The sequence below is a fragment of the Thermoactinomyces sp. CICC 10522 genome (assembly GCF_016055075.1).
GTDB classification, from domain to species: Bacteria; Bacillota; Bacilli; order Thermoactinomycetales; family Thermoactinomycetaceae; genus Thermoactinomyces_A; species Thermoactinomyces_A daqus.
In genome coordinates this window covers 100,303-126,997 of the sequence record NZ_JAECVY010000008.1, presented here as the reverse complement: position 1 = coordinate 126,997, position 26,695 = coordinate 100,303, and the positions used below count along the sequence as shown (strand labels likewise).

At 49.4% G+C, this 26,695-nt stretch carries 27 protein-coding genes; 16 read left to right on the top strand and 11 right to left on the bottom strand.

Annotation, left to right across the window (positions count from 1 at the left end):
- The first annotated feature begins 9 nt into the window (after positions 1-9).
- The 5 genes from sufD to I8U18_RS12315 all read left to right on the top strand — a co-directional run bounded on the left by sufD (position 10) and on the right by I8U18_RS12315 (position 5,544).
- Positions 10-1,329: a Fe-S cluster assembly protein SufD gene (sufD, locus tag I8U18_RS12335; RefSeq protein ID WP_198056095.1), complete on the top strand. Its 1,320-nt coding sequence runs from the start codon at positions 10-12 to the stop codon at positions 1,327-1,329.
- Positions 1,313-2,533 (top strand): cysteine desulfurase, encoded by a 1,221-nt coding sequence (locus I8U18_RS12330; RefSeq protein WP_152568460.1) that lies wholly within the window; start codon positions 1,313-1,315, stop codon positions 2,531-2,533. The genes sufD and I8U18_RS12330 overlap by 17 nt, the downstream gene beginning before the upstream one ends.
- The gene (sufU, locus tag I8U18_RS12325; protein WP_033099552.1) at positions 2,520-2,957 is read left to right on the top strand and encodes a Fe-S cluster assembly sulfur transfer protein SufU; all 438 of its coding nucleotides are present in this window, start codon (positions 2,520-2,522) and stop codon (positions 2,955-2,957) included. Before I8U18_RS12330 ends, sufU begins: the two co-directional genes overlap by 14 nt.
- 15 nt (positions 2,958-2,972) lie before the next feature.
- Positions 2,973-4,403, top strand: a complete 1,431-nt coding sequence (gene sufB / locus I8U18_RS12320; RefSeq protein WP_033099551.1) for a Fe-S cluster assembly protein SufB — start codon at positions 2,973-2,975, stop codon at positions 4,401-4,403.
- Between the two features lie 286 nt (positions 4,404-4,689).
- On the top strand, positions 4,690-5,544 hold the full coding sequence (locus I8U18_RS12315) for a dimethylarginine dimethylaminohydrolase family protein (RefSeq protein WP_198056094.1): 855 nt from the start codon (positions 4,690-4,692) through the stop codon (positions 5,542-5,544).
- Positions 5,545-5,561: 17 nt separating this feature from the next.
- On the opposite strand, the gene I8U18_RS12310 is transcribed toward I8U18_RS12315, so the two are convergent.
- The 5 genes from I8U18_RS12310 to I8U18_RS12290 all read right to left on the bottom strand — a co-directional run bounded on the left by I8U18_RS12310 (position 5,562) and on the right by I8U18_RS12290 (position 10,401).
- Positions 5,562-6,704: an N-acetyldiaminopimelate deacetylase gene (locus I8U18_RS12310; protein ID WP_198056093.1), complete on the bottom strand. Its 1,143-nt coding sequence runs from the start codon at positions 6,702-6,704 to the stop codon at positions 5,562-5,564.
- Positions 6,705-6,717: 13 nt separating this feature from the next.
- A complete protein-coding gene (locus I8U18_RS12305) occupies positions 6,718-7,926 on the bottom strand; it encodes an aspartate aminotransferase family protein (RefSeq protein WP_033099548.1) in 1,209 nt (402 codons plus the stop codon).
- A gap of 71 nt (positions 7,927-7,997) precedes the next feature.
- Positions 7,998-8,708 carry a 2,3,4,5-tetrahydropyridine-2,6-dicarboxylate N-acetyltransferase gene (dapD, locus tag I8U18_RS12300; RefSeq protein WP_033099547.1) on the bottom strand — a complete coding sequence of 237 codons (711 nt, stop codon included), beginning with the start codon at positions 8,706-8,708 and terminating at the stop codon, positions 7,998-8,000.
- 174 nt (positions 8,709-8,882) lie between these two features.
- Positions 8,883-9,086, bottom strand: a complete 204-nt coding sequence (locus tag I8U18_RS12295; protein WP_033099546.1) for a hypothetical protein — start codon at positions 9,084-9,086, stop codon at positions 8,883-8,885.
- Positions 9,070-10,401: a helix-turn-helix domain-containing protein gene (locus tag I8U18_RS12290; RefSeq protein WP_033099545.1), complete on the bottom strand. Its 1,332-nt coding sequence runs from the start codon at positions 10,399-10,401 to the stop codon at positions 9,070-9,072. Before I8U18_RS12290 ends, I8U18_RS12295 begins: the two co-directional genes overlap by 17 nt.
- A 212-nt stretch (positions 10,402-10,613) precedes the next feature.
- Here I8U18_RS12290 and I8U18_RS12285 point away from each other — a divergent pair, with 212 nt between their 5' ends.
- The 5 genes from I8U18_RS12285 to I8U18_RS12270 all read left to right on the top strand — a co-directional run bounded on the left by I8U18_RS12285 (position 10,614) and on the right by I8U18_RS12270 (position 15,907).
- Positions 10,614-11,459, top strand: a complete 846-nt coding sequence (locus I8U18_RS12285; RefSeq protein ID WP_160173793.1) for a YihY/virulence factor BrkB family protein — start codon at positions 10,614-10,616, stop codon at positions 11,457-11,459.
- A gap of 275 nt (positions 11,460-11,734) precedes the next feature.
- Entirely contained in the window at positions 11,735-11,857 is a 123-nt protein-coding gene (locus I8U18_RS18005) for a hypothetical protein (protein WP_255518413.1), read from the top strand.
- Between the two features lie 320 nt (positions 11,858-12,177).
- Positions 12,178-13,794, top strand: coding sequence for a malate synthase A (gene aceB / locus I8U18_RS12280; RefSeq protein ID WP_198059491.1), 1,617 nt, complete (start codon positions 12,178-12,180; stop codon positions 13,792-13,794).
- Positions 13,795-13,800: 6 nt separating this feature from the next.
- On the top strand, positions 13,801-15,081 hold the full coding sequence (gene aceA / locus I8U18_RS12275) for an isocitrate lyase (protein ID WP_198059490.1): 1,281 nt from the start codon (positions 13,801-13,803) through the stop codon (positions 15,079-15,081).
- Between the two features lie 124 nt (positions 15,082-15,205).
- Complete coding sequence (locus tag I8U18_RS12270) at positions 15,206-15,907, top strand: creatininase family protein (RefSeq protein WP_198056089.1); 702 nt, start codon at positions 15,206-15,208, stop codon at positions 15,905-15,907.
- Between the two features lie 103 nt (positions 15,908-16,010).
- Here the strand turns inward: I8U18_RS12270 and I8U18_RS12265 are convergent, their stop codons facing one another.
- Both I8U18_RS12265 and I8U18_RS12260 read right to left on the bottom strand, forming a co-directional pair.
- Entirely contained in the window at positions 16,011-17,483 is a 1,473-nt protein-coding gene (locus I8U18_RS12265; protein ID WP_198056088.1) for a nicotinate phosphoribosyltransferase, read from the bottom strand.
- A 37-nt stretch (positions 17,484-17,520) separates the two neighbouring features.
- Positions 17,521-17,931 (bottom strand): M67 family metallopeptidase, encoded by a 411-nt coding sequence (locus I8U18_RS12260; RefSeq protein WP_198064794.1) that lies wholly within the window; start codon positions 17,929-17,931, stop codon positions 17,521-17,523.
- A gap of 273 nt (positions 17,932-18,204) precedes the next feature.
- Here I8U18_RS12260 and I8U18_RS12255 point away from each other — a divergent pair, with 273 nt between their 5' ends.
- The 4 genes from I8U18_RS12255 to I8U18_RS12240 all read left to right on the top strand — a co-directional run bounded on the left by I8U18_RS12255 (position 18,205) and on the right by I8U18_RS12240 (position 21,428).
- Positions 18,205-19,071: a DUF72 domain-containing protein gene (locus I8U18_RS12255; protein ID WP_198064793.1), complete on the top strand. Its 867-nt coding sequence runs from the start codon at positions 18,205-18,207 to the stop codon at positions 19,069-19,071.
- A 50-nt stretch (positions 19,072-19,121) separates the two neighbouring features.
- Complete coding sequence (locus tag I8U18_RS12250) at positions 19,122-20,597, top strand: bifunctional metallophosphatase/5'-nucleotidase (protein WP_198064792.1); 1,476 nt, start codon at positions 19,122-19,124, stop codon at positions 20,595-20,597.
- A gap of 182 nt (positions 20,598-20,779) precedes the next feature.
- Positions 20,780-21,037, top strand: a complete 258-nt coding sequence (locus tag I8U18_RS12245) for a DUF6154 family protein (RefSeq protein WP_033099539.1) — start codon at positions 20,780-20,782, stop codon at positions 21,035-21,037.
- Between the two features lie 88 nt (positions 21,038-21,125).
- Complete coding sequence (locus tag I8U18_RS12240) at positions 21,126-21,428, top strand: YunC family protein (protein WP_198056086.1); 303 nt, start codon at positions 21,126-21,128, stop codon at positions 21,426-21,428.
- 104 nt (positions 21,429-21,532) lie between these two features.
- On the opposite strand, the gene I8U18_RS12235 is transcribed toward I8U18_RS12240, so the two are convergent.
- Positions 21,533-22,459, bottom strand: coding sequence for an RluA family pseudouridine synthase (locus tag I8U18_RS12235; RefSeq protein WP_232336377.1), 927 nt, complete (start codon positions 22,457-22,459; stop codon positions 21,533-21,535).
- Positions 22,460-22,675: 216 nt separating this feature from the next.
- On the opposite strand from I8U18_RS12235, the gene I8U18_RS12230 reads away from it, so the two are divergent.
- Entirely contained in the window at positions 22,676-23,095 is a 420-nt protein-coding gene (locus tag I8U18_RS12230) for a thiol-disulfide oxidoreductase DCC family protein (protein WP_198064791.1), read from the top strand.
- Positions 23,096-23,530: 435 nt separating this feature from the next.
- On the opposite strand, the gene I8U18_RS12225 is transcribed toward I8U18_RS12230, so the two are convergent.
- Positions 23,531-24,790, bottom strand: coding sequence for a helix-turn-helix domain-containing protein (locus I8U18_RS12225; protein ID WP_033099536.1), 1,260 nt, complete (start codon positions 24,788-24,790; stop codon positions 23,531-23,533).
- Between the two features lie 405 nt (positions 24,791-25,195).
- On the opposite strand from I8U18_RS12225, the gene I8U18_RS12220 reads away from it, so the two are divergent.
- Positions 25,196-25,648: a hypothetical protein gene (locus I8U18_RS12220; RefSeq protein ID WP_033099535.1), complete on the top strand. Its 453-nt coding sequence runs from the start codon at positions 25,196-25,198 to the stop codon at positions 25,646-25,648.
- Positions 25,649-25,712: 64 nt separating this feature from the next.
- On the opposite strand, the gene I8U18_RS12215 is transcribed toward I8U18_RS12220, so the two are convergent.
- Together I8U18_RS12215 and I8U18_RS12210 are read right to left on the bottom strand one after the other, a co-directional pair.
- Complete coding sequence (locus I8U18_RS12215) at positions 25,713-25,922, bottom strand: cold shock domain-containing protein (RefSeq protein ID WP_033099534.1); 210 nt, start codon at positions 25,920-25,922, stop codon at positions 25,713-25,715.
- Between the two features lie 172 nt (positions 25,923-26,094).
- Positions 26,095-26,526 (bottom strand): DUF2621 family protein, encoded by a 432-nt coding sequence (locus I8U18_RS12210; protein ID WP_033099533.1) that lies wholly within the window; start codon positions 26,524-26,526, stop codon positions 26,095-26,097.
- Positions 26,527-26,695: the final 169 nt, after the last annotated feature.

The following is a 26,695-nucleotide window of genomic DNA, read 5'->3' as shown; positions in this document are numbered from 1 at the left end:
GTGCTGAAGATGAGTGTAGAAACCCGTATGCTTTTTGATGAAAACGTTGTGACCGAAGTATCCAAAAAACAGCAGGAACCGGAATGGATGCTTCAGTCCCGCCTTGAAGCACTTCGTGCCGCTGCCCGTCTTCCGTTGCCTCAATTGCAAAAGACCAATATCGACCGCTGGAATTTTACGGACTTTAATCCCTATAAAGATGAAGCACCGATCAAGGAACTGTCCGAGTTGCCGGAAAACATCGCCCGATTCCTGGTTGAACAGGAAAATTCCGGCTTGTTTATCCAGAAGAATTCCAGTGTCATCTTTCAAAATCTGTCAGCGGAATTAGCAGATAAAGGTATTATTTTTACGGATCTTGCCACCGCTGCCCGCGATCACGAGGAACTGGTGAAAGTGTATTTCATGAACGAAGGCGTGAAAAGAGACGAACATCAATTAACTGCGCTTCACGCCGCCTTGTTTAGCGGAGGAATCTTCCTCTACATTCCGCGCGGGGTTGAAGTAACCGTTCCGCTGCAAGCGATGTTTTGGCTGTCGGGCGGGAAGAACGGAATGTTGCCGCATGTTCTGCTCGTGGCTGAAGATCACAGCCGGGTCGATTTCGTGGCCAATTTCGTGTCGGACCCGGATGATGGCGGGGCAGTGAGCAACAGCGTGATCGAAGCATTTGTAGGGGCCAACGCCGATGTTCGTATTGCCACGGTGAACACGCTCGGCGAATCCGTTGTCGATGTGATTTATCGCCGCTCGGTAGTGGATCGCGACGGCCGGCTTGAATGGATTGTCGCCGACTTGAGCGATGGACGCCTCATTTCCGACAATACTTCCTCTCTCCGCGGAGAAGGCGGCAGTGTCAATGTAAAAGCGGTTGTGCTGGGAACGGGTGAGATGAGGGGGAATGTCACTTCCTATATCCGCCATCTGGCACGGAACACGGCAAGTGAGATCAATGCGCGATCCGTGATGAAAGACCAAGCTTCCAGCATTTTGAACAGTATCACGAAAATTGAAAAGGGAGCCAGCAAATCGGACGGGCAGCAATCGGGGAAAGTGCTGATGTTGGGAGAAAAGGCCCGCGGTGATGCCAATCCGATTCTCCTGATCGACGAGAATGATGTTGCGGCAGGCCATGCTGCGAGCGTGGGCCGGATTGATCCATTACAGCTCTACTACTTGATGTCTCGCGGGATCAGCCGGACAGAAGCTGAGAGATTGATCATTTACGGTTTCCTGGATACCGTCCTTTCCCAAATCCCTTCTGAGGCGCTGCGGAAGAGCATCCATCGCGTCATCGAAAGGAAGTTTGCGAATGAAAAACGCTCGTAAAGATTTTCCGATTTTGGATCAATCCGTCAACGGTCATCCGCTGGTTTATCTTGACAGCTCGGCAACCTCACAAAAGCCGGTTCAAGTGATCGAAGCGGTGGAAGCTTATTATAGAGAGATCAATTCCAATGTCCATCGGGGCGTTCATACTCTTGGCACAAAGGCGACAGATGCATACGAAGGCGCACGTGAAAAAGTGCGCCGTTTCATCAATGCGGGCTCGACCCGGGAGATTGTGTTCACGCGCGGGACGACGACAGGAATCAATTTGGTTGCGCGCAGTTATGCAATTCCCCGTTTGCAGCCTGGTGATGAAGTGATTCTGACGCCGGCGGAGCACCACAGCAATCTCATTCCGTGGCAACAAGTCGTGAAGGCCACAGGTGCAACCCTGAAATATTTCCCGCTTGAAGCAGACGGAACGCTTGATCTCGCCAAGGTGCGAACGACGATTACACCCAACACCAGAATCGTCGCGATTCAACAGGTATCAAATGTTCTCGGAACGGTTCACCCGATCAAGGAAATTGCGAAAATCGTCCATGAAAACGGAGGAATCATTTGCGTGGACGGAGCGCAAAGCGTCCCTCACATGAAAGTGGATGTACGCGATTTGGATGTCGATTTCCTCGCCTTCTCCGGTCACAAAATGTGCGGGCCGACCGGAATCGGCGTTCTCTACGGGCGTGAAGAGCTGTTGGAACAGATGGAACCGATCGAGTTTGGCGGCGAGATGATCGACCATGTCGACCTGACAGATGCGACCTGGAAGGAACTGCCGTGGAAGTTTGAAGGAGGAACCCCGATCATCGCCGGTGCGATCGGACTGGGAGCTGCCATTGATTATCTCGAATCGATCGGAATGGAGCAAATCGACGAGCATGATCGGAAGCTGGCCCGCTACGCATATGAAATGCTGAGTCAAGTGGAAGGCATCACCATTTACGGTCCCAAGGAAAATCGTACGGGTTTGATCACCTTTAACCTGGACGATATTCATCCTCATGATGTCGCTACGGTCCTGGATGCCGAAGGAATCGCCGTTCGTGCCGGACACCATTGCTGCCAGCCGCTGATGCGCTGGTTGAATGTTACAGCGACAGCAAGAGCGAGCTTTTATCTGTATAATGACGAAGCAGACATCGACCGCTTGGTGAAAGGCATTCAAAAGACGAAGGAGTATTTTGGCCATGTCTTTAGATGATCTGTATCGGCGCGTGATCATGGATCATTATCAGCGCCCGCGCAACAAAGGACGAATTGAAGACGGGGCGGTTACTGTTGATTTGAACAACCCGACTTGCGGTGACCGGATTTCGCTGCAAATGCGTGTGGAAGATGGCATCATTCAGGAGGCGAAATTCCTGGGTGAAGGTTGTTCGATCAGTCTGGCCTCCGCATCTATGATGACTGAGGCGGTAAAAGGGTTAAAGGTGGAGGAAGCACTGGAACTCGTCGACCTCTTCTCGAAGATGATGCAGGGGGAAGATGTAGACCCTGAGAAATTTCCGCTTGAGGATATAGAAGCGTTGATGGGAGTTGCCAAATTTCCGGCCCGGATCAAATGCGCTACATTGGCGTGGAAAGCGCTTGAGCAAGGTGTAAGAAATCAGCAAAAAGCAGACTAGAAGGGGGAAAAAACCGTGGCCGATCAAAACCAACTGCCCGATCTGTCGGAGTACAAGTACGGTTTTCGCGATAAAGACGTTTCGGTTTTCCGCTCCAAAAAAGGGTTAAGCCGCGAAGTGGTCGAAGAGATTTCCCGCTTGAAAGGCGAACCGGACTGGATGCTTGAATTTCGCTTAAAGGCGCTGGAGCAGTTTTATAAAATGCCGATGCCTTCTGCGGAGAACAGCAAGTGGTTTTCCATTTTGCCCGGTAAACTGGATGAACTTGACTTCGACGACATCACGTACTATGTCAAACCATCCGAGCGCCAGGGACGCAGCTGGGATGAAGTCCCTGAGGAAATCAAACAAACCTTTGACAAACTGGGCATTCCCGAAGCGGAACAAAAATTCCTGGCCGGTGTGTCGGCTCAATACGAATCTGAAGTGGTTTACCACAATATGCAAAAAGAACTGGAAGAGCAAGGGGTTATCTTCTGTGACACCGATACGGCTGTCCGTGAATACCCGGAGCTTCTGAAAGAGTATTTCGGTACGGTCGTACCGCCTTCAGACAACAAGTTCGCTGCTTTGAACAGTGCGGTCTGGAGCGGCGGCAGCTTTATCTACGTGCCGAAAGGCGTTCGCTGTGAAGTGCCGTTGCAGGCTTACTTCCGCATCAACTCGGAAAATATGGGACAATTTGAACGCACGTTGATCATCGCGGATGAAGGTTCGTTCGTTCATTATGTGGAAGGTTGCACTGCACCGATTTACAGCACCGATTCATTGCACAGCGCCGTTGTGGAAATCATCGTCAAGGATCATGCACGATGCCGTTACACCACCATTCAAAACTGGGCGCCCAACATTTACAACCTGGTGACCAAACGGGCCGTCGCTTATCGCGGTGCGCATATGGAATGGGTCGACGGAAACATCGGCAGCAAATTGACCATGAAGTATCCGGCTGTCATTATGCAGGGAGAAGGAGCAAAAGCGGATATCCTGTCGATTGCCGTTGCCGGTAAAGGACAGCACCAGGATGCAGGCGCCAAAGTGGTAGCCAATGCGCCGAACTGCACATCCACCATTATTTCCAAATCGATCAGCAAACAGGGCGGTAAAGTGACCTACCGCGGACTCTCCAGCTTCGGGCGGAATGCAACGGGCTCCAAGTCCAACGTCAAATGTGACACCCTGATTCTGGATGATCAATCAACTTCCGATACGATTCCGTATAATGAAATCAAAAATGACAACGTAACACTGGAGCATGAGGCGACCGTTTCCAAAGTGAGTGAAGAACAGCTCTTCTATCTGATGAGCCGCGGTCTTTCCGAAGAAGAAGCGACACAAATGATCATTATGGGCTTCATTGAACCGTTTACCAAGGAGCTTCCGATGGAATATGCAGTGGAAATGAACCGTCTCATCAAATTTGAGATGGAAGGTTCAATCGGATAAATTCTGCCGCAAAACCGTCAAGTGAGGCAGCTTGGCGGTTTTGCGTTTTTAACAGAGGAGGAATCAGGATGAAATGGATCGGCGAGTATTTTTATTTTATTCTGCTGGGAATTTTGGTGCTGATGTTTGCATTGGTGATCGGAACGCGTTTTTCTAGCGGGCGGATCGGTTTTTTTTGACCAGGACGGCTTCGCGATTCCATTTTTTTAAGGTTGTTCGCGCATAATAAGGGTAAATGTTAACGAAGGTTTATGAGGTTCCTTTTTAAACGGAGGGCGGAAAAAACATGACCTTGAAGCGCGAACTGACGGATCTGGAGCTTTCCTGTTACAGCGAATATTCAAAGCTTAAAACCGTGTTGATGTGTCCACCTGTTTACTTTCACATTTCAGAAGTGATTAACCGGGTACAACGGGTCCATATTGGGGAGATTGACCGCGAAAAAGCGAAACACCAATTTGAAAATGTGGTGCAAACCCTGGAGAGGCATGGAGTTGAGGTGATTTTGCTGCACTCGGATCCAGAATATTCCGACCAGGTTTATACGAGGGATATTGCCTGCGTGGTGGGGAGAGAGCTTCTGCTGGCCAATATGAAAGAAGAAGTGCGGCAGGGAGAAGAAACGGAGCTGGTCAGGCGGTTAAAAGAATGGCGCCTTCCTTACATTGAGGTCGGACACGGATCCGTCGAGGGAGGAGATATCCTCGTCGACGGTGATCAGGTTTGGGTCGGGCTGAGCGGCCGGACGGACAGAAAAGCGGTTGATGAGTTGGAAAAGCGCCTCCCTGATTTTACTTGGCACCGGATTCCATTGGAGAAAAAATATCTTCATCTTGACTGTATTTTCAACATTTTATCCCCGACTGAAGCGATTGTTTATCCCCCGGCTTTTTCAGAGGAAACACTGGCGATGTTCTCTTCTGTCCGGGAGTTGATTCAGGTGACGGAAGAGGAACAGTTTGGACTAGCTGCCAATGTATTGTCGATTGGAAATAAAGTGGTCTTGAGCCAGCCGCAATTCGGTCGCCTGAACCGTGAGCTGAGGCGGAGAGGGTATGAAGTGGAAGAAGTGGATATATCCGAAATAACCAAAGGAGGCGGGGCATTTCGCTGTATCACCCTGCCGCTCGTCCGGGAGTAAAGAAAAAAAGCGGGAGGTCATCCCGCTGGAAATGCTTTGTCGTTTTGAGATAAATGTTTCAAATAGCCGGATACAGTCTCGATGGCCACGGCGATTGCCCGTTCATCCGGTTCGATTTGCGGATGGTGCAGACCGTAGGGGGTTTCAACTCCAAGCCAGAACATGAAACCGGGAATCTCCTGCAAAAAATAGCCAAAATCTTCTCCGGCCATTGTTTCGCTGCATTCGACCACATGGAAGCGGGTGTGATTTTGCGCCCATTGCAAAAACGATTGGGTCAGTTCCGGATGGTTGTACACCTGGCAGTAGTTGGCCCCCCAGTCGATAGTGGCCTTGCAGTCAAATCCGGTTTCGATCCCGCGAACCAGCGCCTGAATTCGCTGTTTTACCGTTTCCATCGCTTCGGTTGACAACGTGCGAATCGTCCCTTCCAGGCGGGCGTGTCCGGCGATGATATTCTGCTTGGTTCCGGCTTCGATCTTTCCGATGGTGACCACTCCGGCATCAAGCGGATTCAGATTGCGCGAGACGATCGTTTGCAATTGCAGTGTGAGTTCCGCGGCAGCGACCGCCATGTCATTGGCCAGATGGGGTCGGGCTGCGTGACCGCTGGTGCCGCACAGATCGATGAACAGCTCAGACGTGTTGGCAAAAAGGATTCCCGGACGGGTGGCAATTGTACCCACCGGATATTCCGGGGCGATGTGCAGCGCCAGGATGAGGTCGGGCTTCCAATCGGAAAACTCTTTGCTTTTCAGCATGGGAAAAGCGCCTCCCGGACCTTCTTCCGCCGGCTGGAAGATGAACAGGAGATCATCATCGACCGGATGTTCACAGAAATGGGTGATCAACCCCAGGGCGATGGCCATGTGCATGTCGTGTCCGCATGCATGCATGTAACCTTCATGTTTGGAACGGAACGGGTAACTGGTTTGTTCGGTGATGGGAAGTCCGTCCATATCCGCTCGGTAGCCGATACAGCGTTTTGGATTCTGTCCGGGGATTCTCACCAGTACTCCCGTGCGCCAGGTTTTGATTTGCAGGCGCGGGGGCAGGGAAGAGAGATAGTCCAGGATGAACTGTTGCGTTTTCACCTCGCAAAATCCCGGTTCGGGAATCTGATGCAATTGTCTGCGCAGTTCAATAAAACGATCAGTCATTGCTCTTTCTCCTTTAATCGGCGATTTGCAGCATACGTTTTTCCAGCGCCTGAATGAAGAAGTCGGTTTCCTCCCGTTTCAGCGTCAGCGGCGGGAGAAGGCGAATCACGGTTTTGGCCGTCACATTGACCAAAATTCCGTCCGTGAGCAGTTCTTTTTGCAACCGTATCACATTCTCGGCAGACAGGGAGGTACGGATGCCGATCATCATGCCCCGCCCGTCCATACCCGTGATCAGATGCGGGTATTTTTCTTTTAGAGCCTCCAATCGTCTCCACAGATAATCGGCCCTTTGTTTGCCCTGTTCCAATCCCCCTTCTTCCAACAATACATCGAGGACGGCGTTGCCCATGGCTGCGGATAGCGGAGAAGGAGCGAATGTGGTTCCGTGGTCGCCTGGTTTAAATACATCGGCTGCCCTTTCGCCCGCGATGATGCCGCCGAGTGGAAGTCCGCCGCCGATCCCTTTGGCGAACAAGATGACGTCAGGAGTTAAATCAAATTGCTGATACGCGAATAAGGTACCGGTGCGTCCCATTCCCGTTTGAATCTCATCCACGCAAAAGAGCATTTCCTCTTCGGCACACAGATCATCAATCGCGCGTAGGAACGATTCGGAAAGCGATACGACGCCACCAGCACCGAGAATCGGTTCCACCAGGATGGCGGCCGGCCGGTTCTGCCTGCAAACTTCCCGCAGTTCGGCAATATTATTCATTTCCACCTCATAAACGGGAAAAGCTGGTTGCGGGTAATCCTGGTATACACCCGGTTGCCGGGTCAAGCGCAGTGCACCGAGCGTTCGCCCGTGAAAGCTGTTTTTCAGCACGACGATGCCTTCTTTGCCGTTTTGTTCCCGCCGGGCCCATTTGTGAATCAGCTTGATGGCCGCTTCGGTCGCTTCTGCCCCGGAACCGCCGAAATAAACCTTCCCTTTCCCGAAAGTGTGCTTTACCAGCCGCAGCGCCAAACGGATGGCCGGCGGATTCAAGAAGATATTGGAAATGTGGAGAAAGCGGTGTCCTTGTTCCTCCAATGCCTTCATCAGACGGGGATGCGCGTGACCGAGGATGTTGACGGCCAAGCCGGTGAACAGGTCGAGATAGCGGTTTCCCGCTGTATCATAAAGATAGTTGTTTTCCGCTTTTTCAATGGCGATCGGCAGACGCTGTACAGTCGGCATGATATAGGTTTGGTCGAGTTCTTGCCAGTTCGTCGTCATGTTGCCTTCTCCTTTTGATATAAAATGAGGCCCCGGAGGGCCAAATTTCTTCTGATGGGGTAGCGGGCCGATTAAAGCTCGCGCAATGCTTGAATAACCTCTGTTTTCGATCGGGTCTGGCTGTCGATCTCTTTAATCACGCGGGCCGGAGTTCCGGCAACAACGGTGTTGGGCGGAACATCTTTGGTGACAACGGCGCCCGCAGCAACGACCGAGCCTTTGCCAACGCGAACCCCTTCCAGGATGACGGCATTGGCGCCGATTACAACATCGTCCTCGATGACAACAGGTGTCGCGGATGGCGGCTCGATGACGCCGGCAATGACTGCGCCGGCCCCGATGTGGCAATTTTTCCCGATTGTGCCGCGTCCGCCGACGACAACGTTCATATCGATCATGGTGCCTTCACCGATGACGGCCCCGATATTGATGACGGCTCCCATCATGATGACGGCATTTTTTCCGATTTCCACCTGGTCGCGAATAATTGCCCCCGGCTCGATCCGCGCTTCAATCTGCTTCAGGTCAAGCAACGGGATCGCAGAATGGCGGCGGTCATTTTCCACCACATAGTCTTCGATTTTATCCTTGTTTTCGTTCAGGACGGGAGCGATCGCTTTCCAGTCACCAAACAAAACGCCAACGTTGCCGTTAATAAAGGTTTTTATGTCACTATCAAATTTCAGGCTGTTCAAATCCCCTTTGATATGTACTTTGACCGGGGTTTTCTTTTCGCTTTTTTGAATAAACTCAATGATCTGGTGTGCGTCCATTTCTTTCATACTTTCGGCATCCTTTCTGCGGGTATTAAAAAAGGAATCCCTTGAAATTCGCGGATACAAACAGATTTCAACACAGTAAAGTATAACATATGTCATCCTTTTACAAAACCAACCCGGTCAAAACAAAGGAGCCGGGTCCCCCATGTTTGCAAATGGGTCGCCCGGCTCCCGGTATTAGAGACCGCCTGGTTCGCTGTTTCCATCAGGGGCCAATCCGCCTGGTTCACTGTTGGTGATATGGATGCTCAGTCCGCCCGGTTCGCTGTTGCTTGCCATTTGGAGAGAATGTTTTTGCACGTGAAAGAGGAGGGTAAAAGCTGAAACCAGCGCAAAGGAGGAAACAACCAAAATGGAAATAAATTTAGATGCTTTCCTCAAGGAATTCTACCTCCTTTCTATTAAACTCTTTCTTTACATTATACATATTTCGCATGCAATTCTGAAATTCCTGCTCGTCTTTTCCGTCAAAACAGCGGGCCAGGCTGAACCAGGCTTTAAATTCTTTCTCTTTGTATCCCTGTTTTTGCGCTATTTCCAGGGCTTTTTGATAGTGCGAGATCGCTTCGTCCGTTTTGTCGATAATTTGACACAAATCGCCCATCATGATGAGGCTGGTGCTGAGCCGGGAAGTATCGTTGAACTTTTCTGCATATTTGATTGCCTTTTCCAAAGCGCCGTACGCATTTTCGTTTCTTCCCTGCTTCATGTAGAGAATGCCGAGCCGGGTATATACGGTGGTCAGGCGTTGGTCTTCAGGGAATTTTCCTTCGAGTTTCAGGGCCATTTTGAAGGAGGTTTCCGCGAGATCCCATTCCTTTTTCGCTGTGTATACACTGCCCAGAACGGTCCAAAGATCGCACATGCTGTCGTATTGTTTGTTGCGGCGCGAGATTTCGATTCCTTCCGTGGCAATTTCGATCGCTTCATCCAAGAGACCGGACAGTCTGGAAAACTCGGATCTCAGCCAATAAAAGCCGAGCGCAGTTCCGATATCGTCCATTAACGGGATTTGCTCCCATATTTCATGAACCAGCTGAATTCCTTCGGTGATGCGTCCGGTTCGTTGCAGGTAAACCCCTTTGTTGCGGTATAAAAGGGCTTTGATATGCCGGTTTTCACCGTCTTCCACAAATGCCTCGATTCCGTTGTTGGTGAATTCCAGGGCTTGTTCAATATCATTGCGGTAATAGCTGATCAAGCCCAAAAGAAGGTAGCTGGCCGCTTCCATGTTGTTTTCTTTGTACGGATTTTGCTGTGAGATGCGAAGTGCGTTATATAGAGCGCGTTCGGCTTGCTTCCATTTTCGTTTACCCATGTAACATTTAGCTTTAAAATAGTAGGCGTGGGCAATATATGGATGGCTTTCTTCCAAGTTGAGTTCTTCCAAAAGGTCGAGCGCTTCGTCGATAAATCCTGTTTTTCGCAGAGTGGCGATGGTGAGAAGTTTAAATTTTACTTTTTTTAATTCTTCCTGCTCCTGTACCAGCATTTCCGGAAGTTTATGCATTGGAAGATCCAATTTTTCCAGCAGATATGAAATTTTCTCGGGACTCACATGTGCGACTCCGCGTTCGATATTGCTGACCGTCGCCGGGGAGATATTTTCGTCGGCCAAGTCCTCCAGCCTGAGCCCGCGGTCTTTTCTCACCTTCCGGATCACTTCGCCGATTTCGTGCAAAGCTAAGGTCTTCATCCCGGTCACCTCTCTTAACCTGATTATTATTATATTACACCTTTTTAAAAAAATTGGGAATGTGTATTTTTTAATTTTCTTAAATATACTGGTGATCTGGTCGTTTTTTTAACAGCCTCGTGGCGAACATCTTTTACAATCCGTTATGTTTGCTGAAAAAATAGGTTAAAAAGATAGATAGAGCTTGTTTATCCATATTGGGAGGAATCATGTTGTTTATTTTATTTTTAAAGATTTTGCGGAAAAGAATTTGGGAAGACGGCATTTTTGATTTGGCTGCCCAATTAGCATATTACTTCCTGATGTCCCTGTTTCCCTTTTTGCTGCTGGCGGTCACGATGCTCGGCTTTCTTCCGTTCCGGTCCGACAATATTCTCGGAATGATCAAACCGTATGCTCCGGCCGGCACTTACCAACTCATTGCTTCCAATTTGACCAGTATTCTGGATCAGCAAAACAGTGGCATTTTTTCCGTCAGTTTGATTGTGACGATCTATCTCGCTTCAGTTGCCTTCCGGTCGATCATCCGGATTCTGGACAACGCTTATCGCGTTCATGTCGAACGGACTTTTTGGAGTGAGTTTATCATCGGTTTTTTTCTGATGTTCAGCCTGCTCGTCGCCCTGATCGTCTCCTTGACCCTGCCGATTTTCGGGAAGATATTGGGGGAATTCGTCTTCAGCTTGTTCGGGGTGGAGAAATGGTTTTTGGAGTTTTGGGTTTGGGTTCGCTGGCTGTTAAGTACGCTCGTTTTATTTTCCGTCTTTTGGAATCTTTACAAGTGGGCCCCGCACATTCGCGTCTCCTTCAGGCAGGCATTGCCCGGTGCTGTTTTTGCAACCCTCGGCTGGCAGATCAGTTCGTACGGTTTTTCGTTTTATGTTTCGATCAATCAAAATTATTCCCATATCTATGGGAATTTAGGAGCGATCATCGTTTTGGTCGGCTGGTTTTACCTGTCGGCAGTCGTGCTTGTCCTGGGGGGATTGATCAATGCGACCTGGTATCAGGTGAAGTTGGGGAGAGCCGTGACGGAAACGGGGGAGAAAGTATATTGACAAGTAGTTCCGGTGAAACTTTTCGGGCATTTGTCTCGTCACAATAGATAGGGTCAGGATGTTTGGCAGCCATCTCATCCAAATACGGGTGAGATTTCACCAACCAGTTGTGTCTAAATATTTAATTTATTTATAACTCGGCGGCAATCGGTGCGGCTGCGGGAGGGAAATAAAGTTGTAATCGAAGAAATAAATATATAATTGAAATTATTATTTTCACAAACGGTTGGTAAATCCCATATGAGCCGGATTAAAAACAGAAAGAAGGTGAAGAGATGAAAGAATGGGATCCGATTGAATTGAATATCGAGCCGCAAGACGGTGAATTGGAGTGCGAAATAGGCGGGCTGAAATGGGAATTGCCTGATGATGGTGTCGAGATTGATATCGATTTTTGACCGGGATTCAGGCGGGCTGATTTAACGGAGATACAAAGCGATATTATAACCTGTGTTTAAGATCGCTCTGCCGACAGGGTGTATGCCGACAAACATGAGCAGAAGGATCCGGGAGCAAAGAGATGCCTCCGGATCCGACTGATCTATCGGAACTTGAAACAAGCCGGCCGCTCTTTTGGCAGAGCGGTTTTTCTTTTCCGGAAAGAATGAAAAAATCGAAAATAGGTATTGTTATATAACAGTAACTGTGCTAATATAGTTACTAACAAGGGGTTTCTGTTATATAATAATGCGAATCGTGATCAAAGGGGAGAAATACGATGTATGATCTGGAATTGGAAGGGATCAAAGTGAATGCCCCGATCCCCCCAGCCTATGAAGAAATTTTAACAGCAGGGGCACTTTCGTTTATTGGCAAATTAGCCAGGGCTTTTACCGCCCGGCGGGATCGGTTGTTATGTAACAGGATGAAACGGCAGGCTGATCTGGATCGCGGGATTTGGCCCGACTTCCTCGAGGAAACCAAAGCGGTGCGGGAAGGGGATTGGGCGATTTCCGATCTGCCGGAAGACTTGAAGGACCGGCGAGTTGAAATCACCGGGCCGGCCGGAGACCGAAAAATGGTCATCAATGCGCTCAACTCCGGGGCGAAGGTGTTTATGGCCGATTTTGAAGACGCCAGTTCTCCCACATGGAAGAACATGATTCAAGGTCAGATCAATTTGCGCGATGCGATTCGCGGGACGATTCAATTTACCAGCGAAAACGGGAAAACCTATCGCCTGCAGGAAAATCCGGCGGTACTGGTTGTCAGACCCCGCGGGCTTCATCTGGATGAACACCATATTTGGGTTGACGGCCAGCCGGTTCCGGGAGGATTGGTGGACTTCGGTCTTTATTTTTACCATAATGCCAGCCTGCTCATAAAAAGGGGATCCGGGCCCTATTTTTACTTGCCCAAGCTGGAAAGCCATCTGGAGGCGCGTTTCTGGAATGATGTCTTTTTGTTCGCCCAGCACGAATTGGGCATTCCGCGCGGAACGATCAAGGCCACTGTTTTGATTGAGACGATCATGGCTGCGTTTGAAATGGATGAAATTCTTTACGAACTGCGTGAGCATTCAGCCGGTTTAAATTGCGGGCGCTGGGATTATATCTTCAGTTTTATCAAAAGATTAAGGAATTTTCCTGAGGTGATCTTGCCGGACCGGGCCAGTGTGACCATGACCGCACCCTTCATGCGGGCGTACAGTTTGCTGGCGATCAAAACTTGCCACCGTCGTAACGCCCCCTGCATCGGCGGAATGGCTGCGCAAATTCCGGTCAAAAACGACCCCGGGGCAAATGAGCGCGCGAAAAACTCGGTCCGGCTCGACAAAGAGCGGGAAGCGAAAGACGGGCATGACGGCACCTGGGTGGCTCATCCCGGTTTGGTTCCCGTCGCCAGGGAAGTATTTGACCGGTTTATGCCCGGACCGAATCAGATCGGGAAGCAGCGGGAGGATGTCGCCGTTTCCGCGAAAGACCTGCTGAAAGTTCCCAAAGGCAAGATCACGGAGAAGGGATTGCGCACAAATATCCGTGTGGCCATTTTATATCTCGAAGCCTGGATTCGCGGATTCGGGGCGGTCGGAATCGACCATCTGATGGAAGACGCGGCAACCGCGGAAATCTCCCGGGCTCAGGTGTGGCAATGGATTCGCCATGAAAAAGGGGTGCTGGAGGATGGGCGGAACATCAGCCCGGCATTGGTGCGCGAGATGATCGGTGAAGAGATGGAAAAATTGAAAAATGAAGTGGGTGAACAGCAGTGGCCGGATCGGAAATTCGAGGAAGCGCGCCGTCTGTTTTCTGAATTGGTGTTCGATAGTGAATTTGCGGAATTCCTGACACTCCCGGGTTCCGGACTTCTTTTCCAATTCGATCAGAAAGGATGACGATCAATGAGATATGCTGAACAGGCAGAGATGTTGCGAAAAGATTGGAAGGAAAATCCCCGTTGGAAAGGGATTTCCCGTACCTACACGCCGGAGCAGGTGCTGCGTCTGCGCGGATCGGTTCAAATCGAATACACATTGGCCAGAAGAGGGGCGGAACGTCTTTGGGATTTGCTGCACCGCGAGCCCTTTATCCGCGCATTGGGTGCCTTGACCGGGAACCAGGCAGTACAACAGGTAAAAGCGGGGTTAAAAGCGATTTATTTGAGTGGATGGCAAGTTGCGGCTGATGCCAATCTGGCCGGACAGATGTATCCGGATCAAAGTCTCTACCCGGCCAACAGTGTTCCCGAGGTGGTGAAACGGATCAATCGGGCGCTTCAGCGGGCCGACCAGATTGAGCATGTGGAAGGCAAAACGGACCGGGAATGGTTTGTTCCGATCGTGGCGGATGCGGAGGCGGGATTTGGAGGGCCGCTCAATGTGTTTGAGCTGATGAAAGCGATGATTGAAGCCGGGGCTGCCGGTGTTCATTTTGAAGACCAATTGGCTTCCGAAAAGAAATGCGGGCATCTCGGCGGGAAAGTGCTGATTCCCACCTCACAAGCAGTGCGCAATCTGATTGCGGCGAGGCTGGCCGCAGATGTGATGGGGGTGCCGACCGTGCTGATTGCCCGCACGGATGCCAATGCCGCCCAATTGATTACCAGTGACATCGATCCACGTGATCACGAGTTTATCACCGGTGAACGAACGGCGGAGGGATTCTACCGGATTCGCAACGGACTGAAAACAGCGATTGCCCGCGGGCTTGCTTACGCACCGTATGCCGATCTCATCTGGTGTGAAACGTCGGAGCCCGATCTGGAGGAAGCACGGCAGTTCGCTGAAGCGATTCATGCCAAGTTTCCGGGGAAAATGCTGGCTTACAACTGCTCTCCGTCGTTCAATTGGAAAAAGAAATTGGATGAAAAAACGATTCTCCGCTTCCAAGAGGAGCTCGGGAAAATGGGATACAAATTCCAATTTGTGACCTTGGCCGGCTTCCATGCCCTGAACCACAGCATGTTCCGGCTGGCCAAAGAGTACAACAGAGAGGGAATGGCCGCCTACTCCAGGCTGCAACAGGCCGAATTTGCACTGGAGAACGAAGGGTACAGCGCCACGCGCCATCAGCGGGAAGTGGGTACGGGCTACTTTGATGAAGTTTCCATGGTCATCTCCGGAGGAACCTCTTCAACCACTGCCATGTCAGGTTCGACAGAAGAAGAACAGTTTACGGCGTGACCGGGAGATTGTCTGGAAGAAAGCCGTCCGGGTTGCTGCGGGCGGCTTCTTTGATGTGTCCGGCAGGCAAGAGTTGATCCCGGATCGAACAGTTTATAGAAGAGTTCCTTAGGGGGATGAATCAATGAACCATTTTTCAACATGGCCCGAAGTGAAAAACGTGGAGATCGCCTTTTTGCCCATCGGTTCGCTGGAGCAGCATGGGTATCATTTGCCAATCGCTGCCGACAGCATCATTGCCGAAGCGATTGCACATGAATGCGCCAAAAGATTTGACCACTCGTTTGTCTGCCCGGTGCTTCCTTATTCCGCATCATTCGAGCATGCGGGCTTTCCTGGTTCGATCTCGTTGCAGTCCATTACGATTATCATGGTTGTCAAGGATATTATCCGCTCATTGGAGCGCATGGGCGTGGACAAGATCGTGATGATCAACGGGCACGGCGGAAACTATTTGTTGGGGAATATTGCACAGGAGATGAATGTGGATCATTCACGCATTTTGCTTGCGCCCAGCCGCAAACATTGGGAAAAGGCGTATGAACAGGCCGGGATTTCGGCCGCTCCTTCGCGTGACATGCATGCGGGGGAGGGAGAAACATCCATTCTCATGTACTTGGATGAGGCATTGGTGAGGATGGAGCAGAGGGTGGATGTGGATTCGCCGGAACGCGATCTGCTGACGGCATGCGGAATAAAACCTTATACGGAAACGGGAGCGATTGGATTTCCGACCCGGGCCAGTGCAGACAAAGGGAGAATCCTCCTGCAAGCTTTGGGGGAGCAAATTTCAATGACAGTTCGGAAATTCATGGAAGGAACATGATAAGCAAGACTTAAAGCCAACCAAAACAAAGAGCGACACAAAACCGGGGCAAACCCCGTTTGCGTCGCTCTTTGTTTTGGATTCTCATCCGGTTCATCGCATCCTAATCGTGGTGGCCATTTTCCGCTTTGATCGATTCATAGATATCATGCAAAAGCTGTTGTTTCGTCTGCCATAAGTTTTCTGATAGATCCACATGGTATTCTTCTGGATTTAATATGCGCAAATGCTCCTCCCAGAAGAGAGAGAGCTGCTGTTGATGATAACGGCGGATTTCGTCCAATGAAGGCAGCTCGTAAACCCGTTCGCCGTTTTTAAAAATCGGTTGCAAGAGGGGAATGGCCCGGAAATGTTTCACCTTTTTGCGTCGGAAAGGTTGCAGCGGGTGAAACAGAACCAGCGGTTTGGATTCATCCACTTGTTCTTCAAGCAGGGTGAGCAGATCGCCGCGGGCTTTTCCGTTCTTGCGGTCCACAATGCGATAAATGTTTTTGAGGCCCGGAGTCGTCACTTTCGACGGATTGGAAGAAATTTTAATCGTCGGTTTCCATTCGCCGTTTTCATAACGGGAGACCATTTTGTACACAGCGCCCAATGCCGGTTTGTCATAGGCGGTGATCAATTTGGTGCCGACGCCCCATGCGTCGATCTTCGCCCCCTGCGATTTCAGATTTAAAATGGTGAATTCGTCCAAATCGCTGGAAGCGACGATTTTGGTTTCCGTAAGTCCGGCTTCGTCCAACATTTTCCGGGCTTTTTTGGAAAGGTAAGCGAGGTCGCCGCTGTCCAGACGGATTCCGGCCAGGGTTTTTCCTTGCTGTTTTAACTCCAGTCCCACCTGAATGGCGTGCGGAATACCGCTTTTCAAGGTGTCGTAGGTGTCGACGAGAAGCACCGCTTGATCCGGAAAAGCAGCGGCATAGGCCCGGAACGCTTCCAACTCGCTGTCAAAGTCCTGCACCCAGGAGTGCGAATGCGTGCCCGATGTGGGAATGCCGAACACATTGCCGGCCAGTGTGTTGGAGGTGGCGTCAAACCCGCCGATATAGGCGGCCCTGGCTCCCCAGACGGCGGCATCCATTTCCTGGGCGCGGCGTGTCCCGAATTCCAGAAGCATGTCGTCTTTGGCAATATGGCGAATACGGGCTGCCTTGGTGGCGATCAGTGACTGGTAACCGATGAAATTGAGGAGCGCCGTTTCAATCAACTGAAGCTCGATCACCGTTCCCTCCAGCCTGACCAGGGGTTCATCGGGAAAAACGATGGTTCCCTCCGGCATGGCATGGATATTTCCGGTAAAGCGGAACGAACGTAACAGATCAAAAAATTCCGGTTCAAAGTGTTCATTCATTGAACGCAGGTATTCGATGTCTTCTTCGGTGAAACGCAGATTCTCCAGATAATGAACGGCTCTTTCCAAACCGGCGAAGACAACATATCCGTTGCCGAACGGCAGGCTGCGAAAATACAGGTCAAATGCCCGCCGGTGATGATGCGTTTTGTTTTTGAAGTGTGCGTACATCATGGTGATTTGGTATTTATCCGTATGCAGTGCGGAAATCGGTGGCAAATTCATTTTTTGTAAACTCCTGTCTGTCTGTATTGCCATGGGATTAATCAGTGATTTTATAAATGATCGGGATCGCTTGGTTTTTCTTTATATAGTAAGCGCCTAGTTGCACTTGTTTATCCTTCAGGGAAAGAATCCAAAAACTTTTGTGGACAAAATGCCAGCCTGAGCGGTCGCGGGCCGATGGATAAGCATCGCTGAGCGGATGGGAATGCAAAACGCCGAGCCATTCCAGCTGAAGGGAACGGATTTTTTTGACGGCTTCAAAGTAGGCACGCGGTTCAAAATCAAGGAAACAAGGGCCGCTGTTTTGTCCGGGGATTGGAAAAAAATGCGTGATCACGGACCCGTGGCCGGCCAAAAAACCGTATCCCTGATGCGGATACTGATTCAGGCAGTACTCCTTCATCTGTTCAATTACATAAGAGTAAATGGTAAGAAAGGATGGCTTCATCCCTCAGCTCTCCCCGCCGGATTTGATCAACCCAATCTATGAATCTCCCATTATTTTATATTTCTCTGAAGATGAAGTCTATGGGCAACTTGCGTGATTGGGAGAAAACGATCAGGGATTTCCGGCATAAGCGGTTGATGGAACAAGCTTAAGCAAACTTGCAACACACTTTTGAAGAATACGCGACCTGACGTTTTTTTCCGATATCACTAATGGTAGAATGAAGGGAGAAGCTCATTATTTACGGAATTTTACCAGAAAGGCAGATTTCTGATGAGTAGAATAGTAAACCCGGTTCAAGTGGGTTTATGCGGATGGGGAGATCATGATTTGTACCCGCCGGGAACGGGATCGCGGGAGAAGCTGGCGATTTACGCCGGTTATTTTCCTGTAGTGGAAGTGGACAGCACCTATCATGCGATCGCCCCGAAGGAGCGGATGGAGCGATGGGCAGAGGAGACACCGGAGTCATTTCGCTTTGTCGTCAAGGCTTACCGCGAATTGACCGGTCACGGGCGAACGGAGCGGGCGCCGGTACGCTCCTGGACGCAGCTGGTCGAAGAAATGATCGAATCGGTTATGCCGATGATGAAGTCGGGCAAACTATCAATGTTACTTTTTCAGTTCCCTCCTTGGTATGATTGTAGCCAAAAACATGTGAAATATATTCGCCGGGTTCGGGAAGCGTTTCGCGATTTTCCGGTGGCGATCGAGTTCCGCAACCAGAGCTGGTTCCGGGCGGAGTTTCATGATAAAACGCTGCAATTTTTGGAGCGGGAAAAATTGATACACGTTATTTGCGATGAACCCCAGGCCGGGGAAGGTTCGGTTCCGGTTGTACTGGCGGTGACGAATCCGGAGCAGGTACTGATTCGCTTTCACGGACGCAATCGGTCTGGATGGAATAATACCGGCCAGCCCAACTGGCGGGACGTCCGTTATGCATACCGTTATTCCGATCAGGAGCTGGAGGAATGGGTCGGGCCGATTCGGGAATTGCAGAAAAAAGCGAAGAACATTACGATCCTTTTTAATAACAATTCGCAGGGGGATGCCAAGGACAGCGCCATGAAAATGATCGGGAAATTGGGATTGCAGTTCGAGGGGTTGGCGCCGAGACAGCTGGCCTTTTTTGAATAACCGGATGTGAAAGCCGGCCGGCAAGAGAGCCGACTTAAGGGAGGTTTTTTGTGGGCTTGATAAAACGATTCCACCTTTTGCATACCAATGATTTGCACAGCCGTTTGGACGGGGCGGCGCAAATTCACCATCTGGTCACTTCGCTTCGGGAGAAATGGGCCGCGCAGGGAGAAGAAGGACTTTTAATCGATGTCGGCGATCATATGGATCGCATGCGCATGGAAACGGAAGGGACGGATGGGTGGGTAAACCGGGCGATTTTGGAGAAAACCGGCTATGATTTGTTTACATTTGGCAACAATGAATTGCTCACTTTTTCCAAGGATCATCTTGATGCTCTCTTCCGTGATGCTTCTTTTTCGGTGATCAGCAGCAATGTTTTTGAATACGGAAGCGATCGCCAGCCCGGTTGGCTTTCGCCGTACAAGATCAAGGAAGTAGCCGGGGTGAAATTTGGTTTCCTGGCGGCGACGATTCCGTACCCGCTGGTGTATGAGCAAATGGGCTGGACCGTGAAAGATCCGCTGACCGTTCTGAAAGAGGCCGTTCATTCTCTGCGGGGGCAGGTGGATTTGCTCATTTTGCTGTCGCATTTGGGATTGCCGAACGACCGGTTGCTGGCAGGCCAACTGGAGGGAATTGATATGATTCTCGGTGCGCACACGCACCATTTGCTCCCCGAACCGGAGCGGGAGAAGGGGACATGGATCGCGGCGGCCGGCAAGTTTGCCGAGTATCTCGGCCATGTTTCCTTGGAAATCGATCTTGAGCAGAAGCGTTTAATCCGTGTGGAGGGGCGCTGTTATGAGCTGAAAGGCCAGGAGGCATCGGCTGAAATTCTCCGTTTGATTGACCGCTACCGGGAAGAGGCGGAACGTAATTTGTCCGAACCCATCACTTATTTGCCCGAACCGTTGATTACCGACTGGTATGGTGAAGCGCCATTTGCCAATCTGCTGGCTGACAGCCTGCGTGACTGGGTGCAGGCCGACATCGCCCTGGTGAACAGCGGCCAATTGCTCAAGTCGGTCCGTTCCGGCCTGATTACCCGCAAAGATTTGCACCGGGTTTGTCCGCACCCGATCAACCCGGCTTTAATCAGGATTAAAGGAAAAGCAATCAAGGAGACGCTGGAAGAATCGCTGTTGCCCGAATTTCAGGAACAGCCGATTCGCGGATTTGGCTTTCGGGGAAAAGTTCTCGGATCGATGGCTGTGTCAGGAATGAAGGTAGAGTATGATTCCCGTGCTAAACCGCATGAAAAAATTCTTCGCATCATGGTAGGGCCGAGGGAACTGAATGAGGAAGAAGAATATGAGCTGGCCACCATCGACATGTTTACCTTTGGTGCCGGATACCTCGGCTTGAAAGAAGGGGAGATCATTCGCTTTTATCTGCCTGAGTTTTTGCGGGATTTGCTGGCAGTGCAGCTCAAAAAAACAGATGCGCTCCAAAGATGCAGGGAGCCGAGATGGATTGATGAAACAAGGAAACATTCATGTCTTTTCGGCACAACCCAAGTGTGAAAGCACAAGCAAAATCAGGTGGGGTGCGGGAACCGCGCTTCGGATTGCGATGGCTCTTTCTGAGATGGATTCCGTGGATCATTCTTGAAACGCATTAATAAACCATTTATTGTTAACCTAAAGGAAAAACCTCGCAAAAGGATAAGCACTGTTCTACAATATACATAAGGGAGGTTGCCGCGATGAGTTTTGTGGATGAAGTATATTCGCTATACAGGGATCAGTTAAATGATGATGAAGAAGATGCGGTTGCGATCGTTCTCAGCATTCTGGAAGAGCAGTCACGCGAGAATGTACTCCAGTTGATTGATGAGATGAGCGATGATGAGATTATGCAGATGCTGGGTGTCTATTTGGTGGAGATGCTGAAAATGAAAATGATTCAGGATGGAAAGCTCCAGCCGCACAGGTCGTTGTTAACTCCGTCCCGGTATCATTGATTCATAAAAAAATTGGCGCATTCTCTCACTTTTTTGGGCGTTTGCTCATACTTTGTTGTAAGAAGTAAGGGCTGAGGAGGGAATGCGCTTGATTGAGATGAAGCCGATTGACATCGATGGTCGCCAGGTTCTCGGAATCGAGGTTAAGTTGCCGAAAACAACATTGCTGGTGATCACAACCGATAAGGGATATATCATGTGTGGAGCATTGGATATCGCTTTATTGAACGAACGTCTTTCCGACCGCAACATAATTGCGGCAAGGGCAGTGGGAGTCCGTACATTGGAACAGCTGCTCGATGCTCCCCTCGAATCGGTTACGCACACGGCCGAGTCGATGGGAATTACTTCGGGAATGACGGGCAAAGAAGCACTGGTCAAGATGATGTGAAGAATACCTTTGTTGATTTTTGTCTACAGCCTCACCTTCGGATGTGATGTTCCGAAGGTTTTTCATTTTCCGCGAAAGTGGATTGCCGGTCAGGCCGTCCTGTCTCACGGATCAGTATGGCAGCAAAGCCGCAATCGATCTGCCGCCTGTTTCATATCGTCCGGAAGCGGGGAGGTGAAACGCATTTCTTTCCCCTGCAAGGGATGGAGGAAAGAGAGCACGCTGGAATGAAGCGCTTGCCTTTTGATCAGGGAAAGTTCCCCTTGATACAAGCTGTCTCCCATAAGGGGAGCTTGTAAATGAGCAAAGTGGACGCGAATTTGATGCGTTCGTCCGGTTTCCAGGCGCACCTCGACCAAGGCTCCCTGTTCATTTTGGTCTCGCACTTGATAATGGGTAACCGCATGCTCTCCGCCCTTCTTTATCTTCCGGCGGGTGGGGTGGCCGGGATCACGACCGATCGGGGCATCAATCGTGCCGGCAAGACGGGGCAGAGGGCGGCCGAGCAGCGCCAAATATCGGCGTTCGATTTTTTTCTGCCGCAGTTGCCGGTCGAGCAGCTGGTGCATGTATGCATTTTTGGCAATCAGGATCAAACCCGAGGTATTCCGGTCGAGGCGGTGAACGGGTCTCGGTACGCCCGAAAACCCTTGCTGTTCCCATACATGCAGGATGCCGTGAACCAGAGTGCTCCTGTCATCGGGACGGACGGGATGAACGGTCACCCCGGCCGGTTTGTCGATTACCATCAGATCGAGATCTTCATAAACGATGGTGAACGGCACCGGCTCGGGTTGCAGATCGGATTTCTCGAGCGGGCGAACGGCAGCCTTGATCTGATCGCCTGTTTTCACTTTTTGTTTCATCCAGGGGGAACGTCCGTTTAACAGAATTCCCTTCCGCCGGGTTAACCGATTGATCATGCGGCCGGACAGCTGGAGGGGGCCTTTGAGAATTTCTTCAACGGTCATCCCTTCCAAATCGGCCTTGATCGTATAGGTAATCCATTTATTGTTCATTGTTTTCACCATGGCGTTTTCCCTTTTCCAAAGATGTGATAAAGAATATGGTTTAACTACAGTTTAACTCCATTCAAACAAAAGGCAAATGTACCATGAAACATAAATGTGAATGTCTTTTTGGGAAAAACCGGGGATGGAAGAAAAAATGAGCGGAGAGTGCTGCCCCTTGACTGATCATTCGGAACCGGGGGAGCTCAAGGCGGAAGAACAGAGAGGGTGGGTAAAATGAATGGGAGGAATTTCCCGTTTGCGGTGATTTTTTTCGACGGGGTATGCAACTTCTGCAATCATTGGGTGCAATTTTTGCTTAAAAAGGATAAGGCCGGTGTTTTTCGTTTTGCCTCGTTGCAATCCAAAGTGGCCTGTTCCGTTTTGCCTGGATATGGAATTGAACCGGGGGCGCTGGAATCGATCGTTTTACTGGAAAACGGACGATGTTACACAGAATCTGCAGCAGTCCTGAGGATTTGCCGGCGGCTGAAAGGAGGATGGAGATGGTTTTCCCTCCTTGGAGCGATTCCGCGTCCGTTTCGCGATTATCTGTACCGCCAGGTGGCCAAACGGCGTTACCGTTGGTTTGGGCGTACCGAGAGCTGCATGGTGCCGGACAAGGAGATGCGGGACCGCTTTCTTGAAGATTTTTAAACCAATTCGATCGGCCGCACCACATCCCTCTGTCGAAAAATCGCCTTCCGATTTTTTCACGAATTGCTGAAGGTGTCCGGAGATCGGGGAGGGCGGGAGGCGGTCGGAAAATATGCGTTCGCCAGGGAATGTGTGAAGTCGTTAACAGGTGAGAGAAATTGATGCAAGGGGAGATTACCGAGATGTCATCCTGAAGCGATGAACCCGGAGGCGCGATTGATCCGAAAGTCTCCATACCAAGGGAAAAGTTGCCGCAAACGGATAAAGGGAAGGCTCCCTTTCATGATGGGAATGGTTCGGTACCCAAGAGCACCAAAATTTTTCTTTCACACACGAGTAAGGAAGCCCTCCATTTTTTAATCAATCGGTTCGGTATCACTTGGAGGATCGCCGAAAACGCCGAGATACACCACAGGAAGCCCCTCCTTTTTCAACTTACCCCTTGGCCAGTTGGAAGTATTGCTTCGAGTATTTTGCGTAGTTGGGTTCATCATTGAGTGCCAGATAGGCTTGTGCCAGTCCAAACAATGCTTCAAGCTTGCTGCTGGTATCCGTATCTAACTCATAGACTTTTAATAAATATTTGATTGCATCGGATGTTTTTTGTTCTGCAAGTAAGATTTTTGCTATATATAGCAATGTTTTAGAGTATTTTAACATATCATTTTCTCTATTTGCAATTTTCGATGCTTTCTGTAATATGTCGTGAGAAAGCTGGAATTCTTTTTTCTCAAAATAGACAATTCCGAGCTTTTGATATGCTTCCAGGAGGAGCCAGTGTCTTCGCGAGATTTTGCTTTTCAAATCAATGGCTGCTTTCAGGCATTTTTCGGCGCGGTCAAGTTCTCTACGCCCGCGGTAAATGTCGGCCAAGGTGATGTACAGCTCGAGTTGCCGTTCAAAATTATCGTTAATTCTCGCAATTTCCAGTCCTCTTTGCGCACAGGCGGCCGCTTCGTCATAGAGTTTGATCTCCATTTTCAGTTTTGCCTGCAGATCATAGATGCCGATCGCTGTTTCGATATTGATATCAAGTGAATCCACGGTGATTTGCTCCAGGGTTTTCAGTGCTTCCTCCGCTCTCCCCAATGCGCGCAGATAGATCGCCTTATTGGTTAAAAGGATGGTGTAATAATATTTTCGCTCCCCGCCAGGATCAAAACTTTTGATTCCTTCTTCCACATAGCGCAAGGCTTTCTCTTTGTTTTTGGTGTGTTTAAACTCGATGACCGACAGGTTGTTCAAAATGCAGGGTTTTAAATTATGCGGTTGATAGTCGACAGTTTTTTCGATCTCCTGCAAGGCCTTGTGAAAATACTCAACGGCTTTGTTGTTTTGCTTTAATTTGAAGTGACATCTTCCTTTTAAAAAGTGAAGAAGTGGGCCATCGTAGGAAGGGGGGAGGTTGGAGAGTTCTGCAAGGGTTTTTTTGGGGTCGGCGTACAGCTTGTTCTCCAGGATCAGCAAATCCAGCCGGCGTTCTTCGGCTTCTTCCTGATCTTTTTTGGAAAGTTCGCTGAGAGACAGATCCAGCTTACGGAGAAGGTAGCGAACCTTGACATGATTTTGCGTCAATCCGCGTTCAATTGAGGAGAGAGTGGCCCGGGGAATATAGTCATCAGCCAGATCGTCAAGGGTCATCCCGCGTTCCTTGCGAGTTTTGCGGATCAGTTGCCCGACCTTGACAAAATCCATTAAGCTTGGATACCTCCTTCTCTACTATTCGCATTTTTCTAACAAAATATATCACAACGTGTGTGGCAGTTACAACATGATTTTTGATATTTTTTGCAGTATAAAATTAATTATTACTGCACTTCCAGAAATATACGAGATATTTTTTTTATTTTTTGGCAGAAAAAATACCATAGAAGAATATTTCCGCAATATAGAAAATATTTATCTAATTCTAATAATTGATTGAATCAACCTTCAGCTCTTCTTTATACTAAGTTTGTAAGGGAAGAAAAGAAGCAAGAGTCCCAAAAAGATTGGATCCAGACAAAAGAAAAAGCGAATTCTTGATCGCCTCTTCCTTCCGGGAAGAGAAGCGAATGGATAAATCCGTTCCCGATTTTTTGGTGAAAGGAAGTGTCACGGGTGAAAAGGATGATCTTTTTAAATTTGAATAATGACCTTAAACGGGTTTTGTTGCAAGCGCTTCAGAAACAGATGGAATATTTTTATAACAAGAGTTTGCAAGAACCCCGCAAATTTTTGTCCGCCGTCTATTATGAAGAGGCGAAAATGCTGGAGGAAGCCATGTCACAAATTCAGACACAATGGACGGAGGCTCTTCCCAGCGCACAGGTGGTATCTCCCCCGCCCTCCGATTTGTGTGCGGAAGATGAGCGCCAATTCTATGTATCCTTTTGTGAACTGAAAAACAAAAAAATCGGCTCTCTGTTTGCTTTTACAGAGGAAGCGGAGCCGATCGAGGTCACGTACGACAACAAAAAGGGATTTACGATTAAGGTAAATAATTGCATTTCTGCACAAACTTACGATCTGGATACCGCCTTTTTCACGTTCCTGGACTTGATTGAGGAATAACCTTGCCGGTTGCATGATTAAAAAAGCACTTTCCCTAAGGAAAGTGCTTTTTTGTGGCTTGAGTTTAGCGGACTTGGTTCAAGCGAACAACGTTGGCGGATTGGGGTCCGCGTTCACCCTCTACGATATCGAACTCAACCGGTTCGCCTTCTTCGAGGGTTTTGAATCCATCGGCTTGGATCGCGGAGTAGTGTACGAATACATCGCCACCGTCTTCGCGCTCGATGAATCCATAACCTTTTTCAGCATTGAACCATTTAACCTTACCCTTCATCTTAGGGCCTCCTTCTTCCATTAAAAAGCGGTCAAACTCAAGCACTTGAAAACCTTTTGTTACGCTAAACAAGAGGCCACAAGATGAAACTTGACTTGCATCCGACTTTTTAACGCTTAATTATAAACACATCATAACACGCCCGTCGAAACGGTTCAAGTTTTTTCCTTCCTTATTGGAATAAATGTTGATAGGCGGAAAGATCGATCTGTTTTTTTTGCAGTGTTTTGATCAACCACTTGTGATCCCGTTTGGGTGTGGCCAAAATGTAACCTTTCACGATATGTTCTTCCGTTAATTTTTCAGCCTGTTCATGAAAAACCAGTTCACCGATTTTTCCGGCAATTTTTTGTTTGGCCACATCGCGGAACAGTTTGGGCACGGGTTCAACCAGTTCATTTAACAGCGCTTTTTGTTCATCCGACCAGAGATGCAGCGTTTGGTTTATATAATACTCCTGCCAATCGAGGATCGATTTCCCGTCTTCCTTGGGCAGTGCTTTTAAAAACTTGCGGAACATGAAGTAACCGCCGATTGCCAGGAAAAGGAGAAACACGATCCAGAAGAACAGATAGAACCATTCAAGCCATGCAGGTACTGTCACAGAAGGCCACACCTCTTTTCTCGTTCTCTTTCAAAAATTCATTATAACGAAGGGGAAAGTACAGCTGCAAGTCGGAGCCGAGACACACGCCGATTTCATGACGGGAAAAAGGCATAAAAAAACGCCTTCTTCCATTTATTTGGAGAAAGCGTTCCTAGGTTTTCCGCTT